The sequence below is a fragment of the Vibrio nomapromontoriensis genome (assembly GCF_050337205.1).
GTDB classification, from domain to species: domain Bacteria; phylum Pseudomonadota; class Gammaproteobacteria; order Enterobacterales; family Vibrionaceae; genus Vibrio; species Vibrio nomapromontoriensis.
Genome location: NZ_JAKJSS010000009.1, coordinates 370,254 through 384,576 on the forward strand (window position 1 = coordinate 370,254; position 14,323 = coordinate 384,576).

Sequence of the window (14,323 nt, forward strand, 5' to 3'; positions counted from 1 at the left end):
TGATACCTTGAGTTACTCGGTTGTTTCGGCATGGCTAGGCGGTACTGGCCGCCTCATCAACAAGATACAAAATAGATTGGTATGGTATCCCGCTATGATGCGCGAGCCCTATCTCACAGGTGATACTATTACTATAACCACGCTGGCAATCACTAGGTACCTGTTCTTTCAGTGGCGCGACAGCCGCTTCGTTAAGCTCAGGCGTGGTGAAGCCTTTATCACCTGCCCAACCACAGCATTGAATATGCTCAGGAACGATGACAGACTCCGCGCACTGTTGGGCAAGTTGGATCATGCTGTGCTCTAGTCCCATTCGACGTGCACTGCAAGTAACATGCAACATGACAGACTCATTGATTGGAACTAAAGATAAATGTGGTAGCAGATAACGGCTGACAAACCCAACGGGCTCTGAAATGTTAAGTGGTCTGGTAAACTGCTCGATACTGCGCTTGGCACAGGGACTGGTATCCATCAGTACTGGATATTTTCCTTCTTTGCTGGCTTGCCATAAACTTTCTTCTAACTGTGCTGATTTTTGCGCGGCGAGTTCAACCATCCCTTTGCTGTCATAAGGCATACCGCAGCATTGCTCCGTTAGTGCCTCGGGAAGGATTATATCGTAGCCAGCCTTTGTTAAAAGTGACATTGTCACCTCGCTAAGCGGGCGTTGATCTTTTGCCTTGGGCTGAGTACCCATATTGCGACTTGCGCAGGAAGGAAGGTAGACGACTTTCTTATCAGATTGTCTTGATGAAGAAGCCAGCGTTTTATTCACATGAGCGGTGGGCGTTTCTGCTAACCATGCCGGCGTACGGTTATGGCTGAGCTTTCTTAGCCCCTGTGCAAGGTTTTCGATTCTTTCATTGCCAATTAGATTAGCAGCCAACGTACTGGTTTTCAGCCCAACACGAGCAATGGCCGTCGTGGTTGCGAAGTGTTCTGCTGTCCAATTGGCGATGGGCTGAAATTTCTTATAGTGAGCGGTTCTCAGTTTTTTTACTAAATCCCCGGTATTGATACCAACAGGGCAACGATCGGCGCATAGCCCAGTGGCGGCGCAGGTGTCTAGACCTTGATACATAAAGGCTTGCTCAAGCTGAGCATCGCTTTCGTTAATCGTTATGGAAGAGGTCTCATGGTTATGACTGCTGGCAGAGAAACTTGCGACGCTACGTCTTCTTTGGATTTCCCGGTACAGTACAATACGCTGACGAGGAGACAGTGTAAGAGTTCGTGAAGGGCAAACGGGCTCGCAAAATCCACATTCAATGCAGCGATCGATAAGATCGTCTGCTGCTGGCATGGGTTTTAGGTTCTCGATATGGGAGTGAGGATTGTCATTGATGATCACTCCAGGGTTAAGTAAACCGTGAGGATCAAATAAGGCTTTAATCTGCTGCATTAATGCGTAACCATCTCGACCCCACTCAAGTTCAACATACGGTGCCATATTACGACCCGTTCCGTGCTCGGCTTTTAGTGAACCTTGATATTTTACCGCCACAAGCTCGGCGACATCATCCATAAACTGGCCATAGCGTTGGATCTCTTTTTCGCTATCAAAACCTTGCGTGAAAACAAAGTGTAAGTTGCCTTCGAGAGCATGACCAAAAATAATCGCTTCATTGTATTGGTAGCGGTCAAAGAGCTGCTGAAGATCGCGAACACCCGCGGCTAGGTTTTCAACAGGAAAGGCGACATCCTCAATGATCACCGTCGTTCCCACTTCTCGGACTGCGCCGACGGCGGGGAACATCCCTTTACGGATTCCCCATAGTGTTGCGACAGTGCTAGGGTCGGAAGTGAAGGGGACCGATTCAATAACAGTAAAGTCGCTGAGTGCTTCCATAACCATAGCGTTAGAGCGTTGAAGATCTTCGTCATGCGACGCGTGGACTTCAATCAATAACGCGGCAGCTTCAAGATCGAGATGTTGAATAAAAGCAGGCATGCCAGGTTGATCAGCAACAGAACGAAGTGATCGACCATCCATCATTTCGACAGCTGCGACAGGGGTATCAGCAATGATAGTGACGGCTTGGCTAGCTTCTTCAATACTGGCAAAGGTAAGTAGGGTAGAAGCTTTAAATGGGTGCTCTATCACTGTGTTGTATGTGATGTCGGCAATAAACCCTAACGTGCCCTCAGAACCTATCATCAGGTGCTTTAGAATTTCGATGGGCTCGTGAAAGTCAACCAAGGCGTTGAGAGCATACCCTGTGGTATTTTTTAGGCGATATTTATGGCTGATTTTTTCTGATAATGTGACGTTTTCTTGCGTTTGCTTAGCCAGGGTTTGTAGACCAGTGACAATATCGGAACGCGTTTCTTTGAATCGAGCAATACTGTGACTATCGCTCGTGTCAAGAACGGAGCCGTCAGCAAACACGACTTTCATGCTATCAACGGTTTTATAAGAATTTTGAGCGGTACCACAACACATTCCGCTGGCATTATTTGCCGCAATGCCACCAATTTTACAGGTGTTGATCGACGCAGGATCTGGCCCAATTTTTCTTTGATAAGGCGCCAAATACCGATTGGCGTCTGCCCCAATAACACCAGGTTGAAGACGAATCTTATGGCCGTCGTTTTTAATTTCATGCCCACGCCAATCGTCGGTCAGGGTAATCAAAACCGAATCAGATACCGCTTGTCCTGATAGACTGGTTCCCGCTGCTCTAAAGGTGAAATGAATACCAAGTGTGGCGCATTGTTGAATGGCGAAGATGACCTCGTCGAGGCTTTTAAGCCGTAGGATCATTTTAGGGATCAGGCGATAAAAGCTGGCATCGGTACCATAAGCCAGTCGCTCAGGTTCACCGGTGATGATTCGCTGCGTAGGAATTTCTTTAGCGAGGATAGTCTGCAGCGTCTGGTAGCGATCTATCGTCGAGTCATGCTTTGGGGGGCTCATTACTATCATCCTTTAAATGTTATTCATCTTCCAAGAAAATGACGACCAGTTGGCTGGGGCCATGCGCGCCATACGCTAAGGTTTGTTGGATATCTGCGGTCTTTGATGGTCCAGAAATTAACAAGGCGTTGGTGGGCATATAATGATTCCACTGACTGTGCGCCATTGCTTGTTGAAAATGCCCAAATAACATCGATTTTTTTACCAGCGCAATATGGAAAGGGGGAACGAGTGAGAGCGTTCTCGGTTCATGCTCAGTTGGCCACAAAATGATGGCACCAGTATCGGCAATTCCGCCAGCCGAGTGTGTGATGCCAGCATCAACTTGGTCAAAAAGTTCCGCTTTCCAATGCTCTATACATTGGTTAAATTCCGTTACTTGAACGTGGGAGGTGGCATCTTGGCACGCGTCTATGTATTCACCAGCGGTCCCAATAGCGATGTGATTAAGTTGATAGTCTGATATCACGTCCTGAAGTGTGGATACGAGCGCCGCACGAGTGGTGACTTTTACGTCGGTATGATTGGCCGTCATCATTGAGATAAAGCGTTGTGCTTTGTCATCCATACTGATCGCTGAATCACTCCCCCATGGACGATAAACGGGTTCATCGCCTTGATAAGCGGTACGTGGTGCGCGCTTGAGGCGATTAAGGATGTTTTCTTTACTACGGCGTGTATCCATTGTTATCACCTCATTTCGGATTATTCGTTTGACCCTTACGGTCGGTCATTCGCTGACGAGCTTTAATACGCTGGTGCAGCGTTTTGTCGGCAGGCTTAGGGCGTGTTCGACATTGCGTCCATGCACCAAGGTTACTGGGAATAAGGTGTTGCAGCTTACTGGTAAGAAAAGTGGCCGAGTGATAAAGGGTTGGCGATGATGCGGCTAGCGCATAACCGGACATGAGCGCAGACTCTATCGTGCTATGCGCGGTGTTTTGCCCTTTTAATGGGGCACTGTCTTTGCGTGCCGGGTGCTTGGCTTCCTGTCTTAGCCGTAACAGCATATCAGGAATAGGGATTTTAACCGGACAGACTTCACCACACGCGCCACATAAGCTTGATGCTGTCACAAGGTCTTTGGTTTTATCCAGCCCTAATAAGTGCGGTGAAATGATCTTCCCTATTGGGCCGGGATACACCGTCCCATAAGCATGTCCCCCTATTTTTGTGTAGACAGGGCAGTGGTTCATACACGCACCGCAACGTATACACTGTAAGGTTTTACGCAGTTCTTCGTCTTGGTATGCTTGGCTGCGACCGTTATCTAGTAAGATGAGGTGAACCTCTTCGGGACCATCTTTTTCGGCATGTTTTCGAGGTGAACTGATCATATTGAAATAGGTGGTAATAGCTTGCCCCGTCGCGCTGCGGGTTAGGGCACTATACAGAGGTGGTACATCTGCCAGAAACTCGACAACTTTCTCAATTCCCGTAATGGCAATATGCACTTTGGGCACGGTGGTGGACATTCTGCCATTTCCTTCATTTTCAACTAAGCAGAGTGTGCCGGTTTCGGCTACCGCAAAGTTCACTCCAGATAGGCCAATATCCGCCTCAAAAAACTTACGTCTTAGGCGAGTACGACCCGTTTGAATAAGGCTGTCAACATCGTCAGTCGGGGTGAAGTTCTCCAAATGAGTACTAAACGTGTCGCTGACTTCTTGCTTGTTTTTGTGGATCGCAGGCATGATGATGTGTGAGGGCTTGTCACCATCAAGTTGTACAATATATTCGCCCATATCACTTTCTAGGCAGCGGATCCCAAGCTTTTCCAACGTATGATTCATTTCTATTTCTTCGCTGACCATCGACTTACCTTTGATGATCAGTTTGGCATCGTGCTGATCAGAAATATCAGCAATCAAAGCATTGGCTTGTTGTGGTGTTTCTGCCCAGTGCACTTGTATTCCGTTTCGATAACAGTTGAACTCTAGTTGCTCTAAAAGTTCGGGTAGTTTGCTTAAGCAGCGTTGGCGAATGGATTCTGCAATATTGCGGATATTCTCTTCTTCCGCAGGATCATCAAACGCCGTCTTTCTTTTGTCGCGTAAGTAATCCATCGCGCCACGAAAATTGTCGCGAAGCTGAGCATCATCGAGCGCTTCTTTGGCTTGCTGATGAAAGTTGTTAGGTTGTTGGCTCATGAATTTACCTCCTGCGTACGCTCAAGTAAGAAAGACGCAAGGTGACGACCAATGATCGGTTTCTGTTGGTATTCGAACGCGCCGTTGATATTAAGTAAACAGCCCCAATCAGCACTGACGAGAATATCAGATTGTGTATTGCTGATATGGCGAGTCTTATCTTCTACCATCGCTTGAGAGATGTCGGGATGACGGACCGAAAAGCTTCCCCCAAATCCGCAACACTCGCTTTCGTAATCTTGTACCCGTAGTTCGACATTGGAGAGCTGCGACAGAAGCTCGGTTGAGGTGGTATGGACATTCATTTCTCGTCGTGCCGCGCATGAGGTATGCATCACTACTGAGGTCGGCTGCCCTTGATCGGTTAGCTTAACCCGGCAGACATTGACTAGGAACTCAGTCAGTTCAAACACTCGATCACAGAAGGCGTGTACATTGGCTTCTTGACGGTCTCCTTTGAACAGCTTTGGGTAGTGGTGGTGCATCATGCCACCGCAAGACCCTGATAACACGATGATGGGAAAAGGGTCTGGAAATAAGTCAATTTGGCTCTGTGCGACGTGTTTTGCCTCTTGGGTATAGCCGGAGGTATAAGCGGGTTGGCCACAACAGGTTTGCTTTTCGACAAAAATGACGTCGATGCCTTGCTGCTCGAGCAGCGTTATTGCGTCGAGCCCAGCATCAGGGTCAAACACGTCAACGAGACAGGTAGCGTACAAATAGACCTTTGTTGGTCGTGAAGGGTAGATGCGCATGGTATGACTCCAACGTTAAACTCATGTTATGCCACGTTGTGACTGGGCTGTTAATAAAGTGTGAAGTTAACGCTTTCAATTTTCTTTATACAGAGAAATAATGAAAATGATTATTTCCAAAAATGACCTAATATGATGCGTGCAGATGATTTGATTTTGTTCTATCAGGTAGTTGAACTGGGTGCTTTTAGTCGAGCAGCTGAGCAAAACAACCTGACAAATTCGGTAGTTAGCAAAAGGATTGCTCGGCTAGAAGATGAACTCGGCGTACAATTATTATATCGAACAACGCGTAAATTAACGTTAACTGAAGCGGGTAAAGCATTGCTCCACAGTGCTAAAAATGTGACGCATGCGACTATGGAAGCTGCAGCGTCTGTCTCAGGCTTTGGTGAGAATATTAGTGGTCATATCAAAATGTCGGTTCCGACGATTTCCGGTGATTTGATTTTAGCCGATGCCGTGGCGGAATTTTGTAATATGTATCCGGGTCTCAGCGTCGATATGTCGCTAGACAATCGTTTTGTCGATTTGGTGGATGGCGGGTATGACTTAGTTATTCGCACTGGCTACTTAGAGGATTCAAGTTTGATTGCTCGGCACATTTTGGACTCCCAATGGGTTGTGTGTGCTTCGCCCTCTTACATTGCCAAAAACGGTAAGCCGTTAAAGCCGCATGATTTAACGCAGCATAATTGCTTGCAATACGCCTACCAAACGACAGGGGCGTCAGATTGGGAGTTTAAAGCTGGACAGAGTGGTAATGAGATTATTAAGGTCTCGGGTTCGTTTTCAACCAATAATGCTGGAGCATTGAGAAAGGCAGCACTGGGAGGGCATGGTATTGCGTATGTACCTCGTTGCCTTGTGTATCACGATGTAAGAAACGGACAGCTGGTGGATATATTTCCGGAACAAGTTGGGAAAAAGTTGGGTATCTATGCGGTGTATCCTTTTACTCGGCAGCCGCCAAATAAAGTCCGCCTCTTAATTGAACATATACGGACAAGATATTTAACCATATCCCATTATTTTTAACCATATCCCACAATTTTTAAACGCAGTGAAACGCAAAGGAACCAGGAGCAACGAGCTTGAAAATAGCGCTACTTAGCGAGCAACCGCACCACCAAGGGTGAGGTTTGTTGGCCATTTTGTAATGCGATTGCCACCAAGAAAGATGTTGCCGTCAACGGTGAGTGTTGCAGGAAAAGTGGTAATATTTGAGCCACCGATATACAAACTACCTTTGACGATAAGATTGTCTGGTAGCTCTGATAGTGGAGTCCGAATTAAGCCAAAATCACCATTGACGACCATGCCATCAGGAAGCTTAGCTACAGGCGTATCGGTTAAGTTGATATAGCCTCCGGGAGTGACGCCTTCAGGCCAAGCCTTTAGTTGGCTACCGAGTAGATTCGCATAACCTGTGATTTTGGTTCCTCTTGGGATATATGCCACTAAACTATTGGAGGCGTCTAGGCTACCTTGGACATCTAAATTGTTGGGTAAGGCTTCTATCGCTGTTTTTGCGATGTTGAGGTTACCTTTGACAATGAGCCCATCAGGTAATGTGGTGTAGGGTTTGTTGCGAAGGTGGAGATTGCCATAATTATCAAGATGGTTGAGAATTTTATAATGATCAAGTGACGTCGCGTTAAGCTGACCAGTAGTAACAAGCCAAGTAATAATAAGTAAACAGGCGCGAATCATAGAAAACAGAGCCGAAAATTAATGACAATACAGGTAGTGTGCAATGGATAGTCAACGAAAACAATGGAAAACGTGGCGAGCGATTTCAAAATTAACGGCAATAGCTATTGTAGTAGTAGGCGTACCGCTGTCATCTGTTAATGCAAAGGTCATTACGACACCAGGTGTGGATGTAGGGGCTGCGGTGCTGCTTTCAGATTCTAAGTTAGGTAAACGCGTGTGTTATTACAATGACAAGGCGTTTTCATTGGGGTCAGTGATCACTGTTGAAGGTGTCATCTTGCAGTGCGTGGCTGAGCAAGACTTTGAAATGAATGGTGAGTTAAAGTGGAAGCGTTTAAAAAGCGAGCAATAGCGCTCGCTTTAGTAACGTTTAGCCGATGTATTAAAGGCTAGCGTGAGATTGAGCGCGTCTTAAGTTCAAAAATGAGCTTCTCTGCACTCACTTCGAATTTAAAACGGGCTTGAAGTTCGGTCGAGTCCTCTTCGAGAGCAGAGATGTCGTATTCAACTTCCTTAGAGACTGACTGAGCAAGATCGATGTACTTTTGAATTTCTTGTTCTAATAGCGCTTTAGATTCAGCAAAGAGCTGAACCTCAGCCACATCGTCACCTTCTTTGATGATGAAGCCCATCTCTCCGGAGACGCCACATGCGTCACATACCGCTTCTTCTTTGTACGTGTTTGACATAACAATACCTCTTACTAATTATGAGACCATTCTATAACTGTGGTTTTCAGGTAGCCAGAAAAAATTGATAGCGATGATGTCAGCGCTTTAGGACCATAGGGCCCTTTGTTGTGATTGATCCTATATCATCCACATTTTGCTAATAAGGTATTGGATGAGTGATATGGGTATTTTCCCAATCAATGCGTTTTAGTTTCGTATTTGCATTTATTATGCAAGTGATTTGTTGTCAATGTGACTAATGTCTCAAAAACGAGACCAGTGTCCTAGCGATAGAGTACACAGTTGTATTTACTTAACGGAGAAGTGGTAGACTTTATAAGTTATAAATCTATTAATGATTTTTTATAATATTTCAATTGTATGCATATCTAATATCCACTAATGGGTGTGGCCCTTGATGCCGTAAGCAAGGGTTAATAAATATTCATGTTATTTTATTAGATTAATTTACAGAGAATTGCTTTAATTATGGTATAGCATACAGTCAATGCAGCACAGCGATAAGAGAAGAGCGTCAAATGCCAAAGCGTAGTAAAGAAGATACTGAAATCACTATTCAGAAGATTATGGAGGCGGTTGTCGACCAAATTATCCGTTTGGGTTACGACAAGATGTCTTACACGACTTTGAGTCAGCAGACCGGTGTATCAAGAACAGGGATTAGTCACCATTTTCCAAAGAAAACGGACTTTACAGCAGCGCTCGATGGACGCATTTTCAAGATGTTCGTTGAACACCTTGAGTTTGAAGGTGGGCTAGATAGCTTTGTAAATAGTTGGTTGGCGGCACTGAAAAATGATGAATTTTTGGCAATTTTGAAATTGCTCTTTCATCATATTGTTACTTCAGAAAATGCGCATGAGTTTGCCTCTAAAGGTATCGACCGTTTATACAAATTGGTTGAAACTCAATATGGCTCTGGAAGTGAAAAAGAATTGGAGTGGCTGTTAGGGCGCTCTTTGATTCAATTAAGTAAGTAGGGCATCACGCTTACTTAATTTTGTACTATCGTTAGCTTGCAGCCCCGCAAGTTGTGGATTGTGCATTCACTAAAAATACCGTGACTAATTAATAGTCGCGGTATTTTTTTGCCCAGAAATCATCTTATTTTAAATAAATAACGTTCATTTAGTATATTTTCTCTATTTAACTACTGTGAGATTACTAACGGAAAGCCCTTTTTAGGGTGCTCAGTAATTATGACGTCATAGCCATAAACGTCTGAGATCATTTCACTGGTAATTGCATCCCATGGTGAGCCATCAGCAACGATTTTTTGTTGATTCAATACAATGATCCGATCTGAGTATTGAGAGGCTAGGTTTAAATCGTGGAGGACGATGATGACGGCTGCGTTATTCTTGGTTGCCATCTCTCGTGCAAGTGAAAGAGTATTGTGTTGATGAGCAAGATCGAGGGCAGAAGTCGGTTCGTCAAGCATGAGGATCGTTTGCCCTTTAGCATGGTGAAGCTGACTTAATACTCTTGCAAAGTGGATACGTTGCTTTTCTCCCCCGGATAAACTTGGGTAGGGACGTGAGGCAAGTGGCAACATATCGACAGTCGTGAGGTAGTGTTTTGCTAACGCTTTGATATCTCGGTTGGGCAATTTAAGCGGTATGGCCCCAAGTTCAACCACCTCCGAAGCAAGAAATGGAAACGTTAACGTACTGTGCTGTGACACGAGACCTAGATGCATGGCGAGCTTAGCAGGCGTCCAGAGGTCGCGTGAGTGACCGAAATAGCAAAGGTTAGCTTGTGTTTTGATTTCTCCACTGAGTACTTTTAGCAGTGTGCTTTTCCCTGCTCCATTTGGGCCGAGTAGTGCGGTGACTTCACCGGGCTTTAGGTCTATTGAAACATTGTCCAGAATAGTCGTATCGGCAAACTTAACCGAAATATTGCTGGCCGAAATGGCGTATTCAGATTTACTTGTCACTGAATTTCCTGTCGTTGTCTCTTGGTATGTCATTAAAGAATCTTCCCTTTTTGCTGAAAAAGCAGATAGAGGAAAAACGGCGCGCCGATGATCGCAGTAACAATACCGACAGGCAATTCCGCAGGTGCCACGACGACTCTGGCAATCATGTCAGCGCCCGTCATTAACAATGCACCAAGTAGTGCGGATACTGGCAACAGAGTTCGGTGATCAGGGCCTATGAGCATCCGTCCTAAATGAGGGATGACTAAACCGATAAAACCGATAGGCCCAGAAACACTGACGGTGACTCCGACACCGACGGCGGTGAGCAGTATCAATTGACGTTTGAGACGCTGTACGGCAATACCGAGGTGCATTGCTTCAGACTCCCCAAGAAGCAGTGCATTAAGCGCCATTGCCTTCTTGGAAAAAAGTATGATTAGAACCAGAAGCGTCAATGTGGCAAGTGATATTTTTTCCCATGTTGCACCAGCAAGAGAACCCATTGACCATAGAGAAAGATCGCGAAGCATTTGGTCATCGGCGACAAAATTGAGAAAACCGATCCCCGCCCCAGCTAGAGCACTTATTGCCACCCCGGCTAACAGCATAATAGTCACTGATGTGCCAAATTTCCCAGAGCCTAATTTATAGACTAAAACGGTGGTCAATGCACCGCCGAGGAAAGCGAAAACGGGGACGACGGCGAGATTCATCAATTCAGGGAATTGTGTGCCGAGTGTAGAAAAACAGACGATGGCAATCGCGCCACCCAACGAGGCACCAGCCGATACACCGATGATACCGGGCTCCGCAAGGGGGTTGCTAAATAACCCCTGCATGACAGTGCCGCAAATGGCTAGGATTGCTCCAACAACGAGACACAATAAAGTGCGGGGCAGACGGATATCATTGACGACTAAAGGGATATGAGGCGCGAGTCCATTGGAGCGCGTAGTCAATGCGATTAAGCTATCTGAGAACGAAATCGCCATTGGTCCCACCGTTATGGAGTAAACAGTTGCGACGACAAGTAGCGTAATAAAGCCGATGAAAATAACTGGTAGAGAGTAATGTCTAAGCATAAGTTTACAAGAGCCGCTTAAAGTTAAGGTTAATCTAATTTAGTGCTGCGCAGTCTAATAAAAAAGATGGGAACAAACGGGCGATAGCCAATGAGGTTGTAGTATTTACAATGTCCCATTGGCTGATAGGTAGTTATTTTTGATAGATCTTCTCGTTCAATCTTTGCGCTTCCGAGAGGCTTTTTAACCCCAGTCCACCGACTAGCGCGTGACCATCAATGGTGACAAATTGCTGATTTTTCCCGGCCGGCGTCGCTGCAAGCATAGGTAGGGCTTTTAGTAAGGCATCGCTTCCGCCTAATTGACGATAGCTGCGGTCACTGAGCAAAATGATGTCTGGCTGCATTTCAATGATGGCTTCATTTGATAATGGTTTATAAGCATTTAGCTGTTTAGCAGCAGGATTAATGCCCCCAGCAAGCGAGATAATGGCGTCGGGCGTGGTACCACTGCCAGCCACATTCGCAGGTCTACCCTCATGGATAAGTAAGAACAGAATCTTTTTCTTTTCGTCTGATGTTGACGGTTGGTTAGAAGTGAGGGCATGGAGTTGGGCATCAATTTTATCATTCAATGCGGCAACATTATCTTGGGTATGAGTTAACGCCGCTATTTGGTCGATTCTTTTTTTAAGCCCAGTGATGCTAGCAGATGTATCAACAACCTCAACGTTAACACCCGCTTGCTTTATCTGATCCAGAGCTGGTTTCGGACCCATTTCATCAGTGCCAATGATGAGATCAGGGTGCATCGCGAGTAAGCCTTCCGCTGACAGTGCACGATGATAGCCTACTTTGGGCAAGACAAGAGATGAGGGTAATACACTCGTTACGTCAACCGCAACCAATTGGTGTTGAGCGTTAAGGGCAAGTAGCAACTCGGTAACCGATGCCCCTGCACTGATGATATTCTGTGTCTCTTCGGGTAATACCGTCGCTTCTACTTGAGTGGACTGAGCAAAGACACTAAAAGCCATCATGGATGTGATGGTACTGATGATTAGCGTTTTACGTAATAGTTGAAACATAGTATGAAAATTCCTAATTATTTGGCAGAGTCTTCGGTTAAGAGCTGCGTTGCGGGAATGCCGTTATCTTGCATAAAGGCGAGCAACTTGACTAAATGTTGAACATCAGCCGTTTTGTCGGCTGCAATAATGATCGGTTGGGCGGTGGATTTTGACTCTTCCAGTAGCGCGATTTTGAAGTTGTCCCAGTCGATATATTGTTTGGTATTCAATGCCCAATATGGAGCATCAGCAAGGATGTTGACAGTAAGGGACTGATTAGCCACTTCTGATACGGCATTGGAATCCGTTGCCGGTAGTTCAACGTTTAATGACTCCAAACGAACTGAGGCGGTAAGCATCAAAAACACCATGACAATAAAGATTATGTCCAATAACGGCGTAAGGTCAGGGTAAATAGACGCGCTGGATGAAGGATCACTGACTTTGATCATGATGCATCCGTTACTGATAATTTATCGAGGTTGCGGGTCTGTACTGGATCTTTGTCGGAATGCGGCATTTCAATTCCCTCAAGCCATAGGTTGACAAAGTTAAGGGTATGCTCCAATTTAGCGACAATTCTGTCCGCCCATAAACCAATGAGTTGAGCGCCAGCTATGGCGGGTAGAGCGATCATAAGACCAGCAGCTGTTGTTCGCATAGCAAGGCCAAGACCTTGTGCGAGATCGTTTGGTGTGACATTACCGGAAGCAGCCGCAATACCTTTAAACATATCTATCAGCCCAAGCACCGTTCCCAACAAGCCAATTAATGGGCTGATAACACCGATTAGCGATAATAGTTTTAGACCTGAGTGAAGCTGATGGCGCTTATCCTGTAGCCAAATACTGGCGGCATCTTCACGCAGTGACTTAGCAAAGGAGTGATGCGCCAATAGCATGGCGACACCACGGTACAGCAATGGACGTTTGTCAGACAAGACTGTGGCAAGTTGCTCGATCTCTTTCGCGTCAGTAGGTGATATTTGATTTAACTTTTGTCGAATGGCTTTCATGCCTACGCCAGTACTAATGACGATTTGGAAGAGTCGTTCGATGATGATCATCGCAGTTATCGCTGAGCAAATAAGCAACGGCCAAGTCATCAACCCAAGTTGCTGTTGTAGGTAGTGTAGTGATTCCATGATTAATCCAATTTAAAACGAACAGGAATTTGAATACGATGGGCGACCGCAACCCCTTTAACGGTATAGGCTGAAAATTGCCATTGTTTGATTGCGTCAAGTGCGGTCTTATCTAAAATAGTGGCGCCAGATGAAGATACAAGTACTTGTTTTGTTTGGTTTCCGGATTCATCTAGCCAGATTTCATAGGTTGCAGTGCCTTCAATGCCGCGCTTTCTGGCAATTCTCGGATATCTAGGTTGCACAGGTGTCGTAGTGAAAGAAGGGGTGTTTCTTAGCACGGGTTCATTACTTACCCCTTGATTGACGATGGCTGGTTGCGCCGAAGTGGGTGCGGAATCGTTCCCCGATGTTTTTGTTTCTTTAATTTCTTCTTTTAGTTCACTTTTTTTAGGAGCAGGATTTGTTTGCTCCTTCGGTGATTTCTTTTGGGTCGCCGATGCGCTTTTCGGCGCCTTGTTAACAGCCTTTTCCCGTTTTACAGGTTGCTTTTTGTTTTTTGTCACCGATGAACTGTTCGATTTCGTTACGGCTTTCTGAACAGAGCGACTTTCTACGGGCTTATTGTCAGTAGAGTTAGCCTTAGCAGAAGTGGTTTCAGAGGATTTAGGTGGTACAGATGCTTTTTCTGCCGTGTCCGGTGGAGCGTTTGTATCACTTGGAGGTGTCGATGATGCCGCTGCAGCCGAAGATTGAGCGATAAAATTGAGTGATACCGATGTAGAGTGGCTACCTGACGGCATTGCAAAGACTTGTTGTGTGTCGTCGACAAGCATAAAACCAATATGGAATGCCACAGATAAGCTTCCTGCAACGACATACCTTTTGATGTTCATAACCCAACCTCTATTCACTTAAATTCTCGACTGACGACCGAGCGCTTTCTCTTGTCATTTACTTTTTCACTAACGAGAGAAGGCAATTATGTATC

General features: G+C 45.6%; 15 protein-coding genes. 3 read left to right on the forward strand and 12 right to left on the reverse strand.

The window, feature by feature from the left end; genetic code table 11:
* Window positions 1–34: 34 nt before the first annotated feature.
* The 4 genes from L4D05_RS12705 to L4D05_RS12720 are packed head-to-tail and all read right to left on the reverse strand — an operon-like array spanning window position 35 to window position 5,825.
* On the reverse strand, window positions 35–2,920 hold the full coding sequence (locus L4D05_RS12705; protein ID WP_428794239.1) for an FAD-binding and (Fe-S)-binding domain-containing protein: 2,886 nt from the start codon (window positions 2,918–2,920) through the stop codon (window positions 35–37).
* Between the two features lie 19 nt (window positions 2,921–2,939).
* The gene (locus L4D05_RS12710; RefSeq protein ID WP_428794240.1) at window positions 2,940–3,605 is read right to left on the reverse strand and encodes a LutC/YkgG family protein; all 666 of its coding nucleotides are present in this window, start codon (window positions 3,603–3,605) and stop codon (window positions 2,940–2,942) included.
* Window positions 3,606–3,615: 10 nt separating this feature from the next.
* Window positions 3,616–5,070: a LutB/LldF family L-lactate oxidation iron-sulfur protein gene (locus tag L4D05_RS12715; protein ID WP_428794241.1), complete on the reverse strand. Its 1,455-nt coding sequence runs from the start codon at window positions 5,068–5,070 to the stop codon at window positions 3,616–3,618.
* Complete coding sequence (locus L4D05_RS12720) at window positions 5,067–5,825, reverse strand: (Fe-S)-binding protein (protein ID WP_428753115.1); 759 nt, start codon at window positions 5,823–5,825, stop codon at window positions 5,067–5,069. Before L4D05_RS12720 ends, L4D05_RS12715 begins: the two co-directional genes overlap by 4 nt.
* A 135-nt stretch (window positions 5,826–5,960) precedes the next feature.
* On the opposite strand from L4D05_RS12720, the gene L4D05_RS12725 reads away from it, so the two are divergent.
* Window positions 5,961–6,863 carry a LysR family transcriptional regulator gene (locus L4D05_RS12725; protein WP_428794293.1) on the forward strand — a complete coding sequence of 301 codons (903 nt, stop codon included), beginning with the start codon at window positions 5,961–5,963 and terminating at the stop codon, window positions 6,861–6,863.
* Between the two features lie 72 nt (window positions 6,864–6,935).
* Here L4D05_RS12725 and L4D05_RS12730 read toward each other — a convergent pair whose 3' ends face one another.
* Complete coding sequence (locus L4D05_RS12730) at window positions 6,936–7,538, reverse strand: hypothetical protein (RefSeq protein ID WP_428794242.1); 603 nt, start codon at window positions 7,536–7,538, stop codon at window positions 6,936–6,938.
* A 43-nt stretch (window positions 7,539–7,581) separates the two neighbouring features.
* Between L4D05_RS12730 and L4D05_RS12735 the strand changes: the two genes are divergently transcribed.
* The gene (locus L4D05_RS12735) at window positions 7,582–7,893 is read left to right on the forward strand and encodes a DUF1496 domain-containing protein (RefSeq protein ID WP_428794243.1); all 312 of its coding nucleotides are present in this window, start codon (window positions 7,582–7,584) and stop codon (window positions 7,891–7,893) included.
* A gap of 37 nt (window positions 7,894–7,930) precedes the next feature.
* On the opposite strand, the gene L4D05_RS12740 is transcribed toward L4D05_RS12735, so the two are convergent.
* Entirely contained in the window at window positions 7,931–8,230 is a 300-nt protein-coding gene (locus L4D05_RS12740) for a YfcZ/YiiS family protein (protein WP_428753119.1), read from the reverse strand.
* Between the two features lie 521 nt (window positions 8,231–8,751).
* Between L4D05_RS12740 and L4D05_RS12745 the strand changes: the two genes are divergently transcribed.
* Window positions 8,752–9,213, forward strand: coding sequence for a TetR/AcrR family transcriptional regulator (locus L4D05_RS12745; protein WP_428753120.1), 462 nt, complete (start codon window positions 8,752–8,754; stop codon window positions 9,211–9,213).
* A 170-nt stretch (window positions 9,214–9,383) separates the two neighbouring features.
* Here L4D05_RS12745 and L4D05_RS12750 read toward each other — a convergent pair whose 3' ends face one another.
* The 6 genes from L4D05_RS12750 to L4D05_RS12775 all read right to left on the reverse strand — a co-directional run bounded on the left by L4D05_RS12750 (window position 9,384) and on the right by L4D05_RS12775 (window position 14,228).
* Complete coding sequence (locus L4D05_RS12750; RefSeq protein ID WP_428794244.1) at window positions 9,384–10,205, reverse strand: heme ABC transporter ATP-binding protein; 822 nt, start codon at window positions 10,203–10,205, stop codon at window positions 9,384–9,386.
* A complete protein-coding gene (locus tag L4D05_RS12755; protein WP_428794245.1) occupies window positions 10,205–11,239 on the reverse strand; it encodes a FecCD family ABC transporter permease in 1,035 nt (344 codons plus the stop codon). Before L4D05_RS12755 ends, L4D05_RS12750 begins: the two co-directional genes overlap by 1 nt.
* Window positions 11,240–11,372: 133 nt before the next feature.
* Window positions 11,373–12,266, reverse strand: coding sequence for a heme/hemin ABC transporter substrate-binding protein (locus L4D05_RS12760; protein WP_428753126.1), 894 nt, complete (start codon window positions 12,264–12,266; stop codon window positions 11,373–11,375).
* A gap of 17 nt (window positions 12,267–12,283) precedes the next feature.
* The gene (locus L4D05_RS12765) at window positions 12,284–12,700 is read right to left on the reverse strand and encodes an ExbD/TolR family protein (protein ID WP_428753127.1); all 417 of its coding nucleotides are present in this window, start codon (window positions 12,698–12,700) and stop codon (window positions 12,284–12,286) included.
* Window positions 12,697–13,392, reverse strand: a complete 696-nt coding sequence (locus L4D05_RS12770) for a MotA/TolQ/ExbB proton channel family protein (protein ID WP_428794246.1) — start codon at window positions 13,390–13,392, stop codon at window positions 12,697–12,699. Before L4D05_RS12770 ends, L4D05_RS12765 begins: the two co-directional genes overlap by 4 nt.
* A gap of 2 nt (window positions 13,393–13,394) precedes the next feature.
* Window positions 13,395–14,228 carry a TonB family protein gene (locus L4D05_RS12775; RefSeq protein ID WP_428794247.1) on the reverse strand — a complete coding sequence of 278 codons (834 nt, stop codon included), beginning with the start codon at window positions 14,226–14,228 and terminating at the stop codon, window positions 13,395–13,397.
* Between the last annotated feature and the right edge of the window lie 95 nt (window positions 14,229–14,323).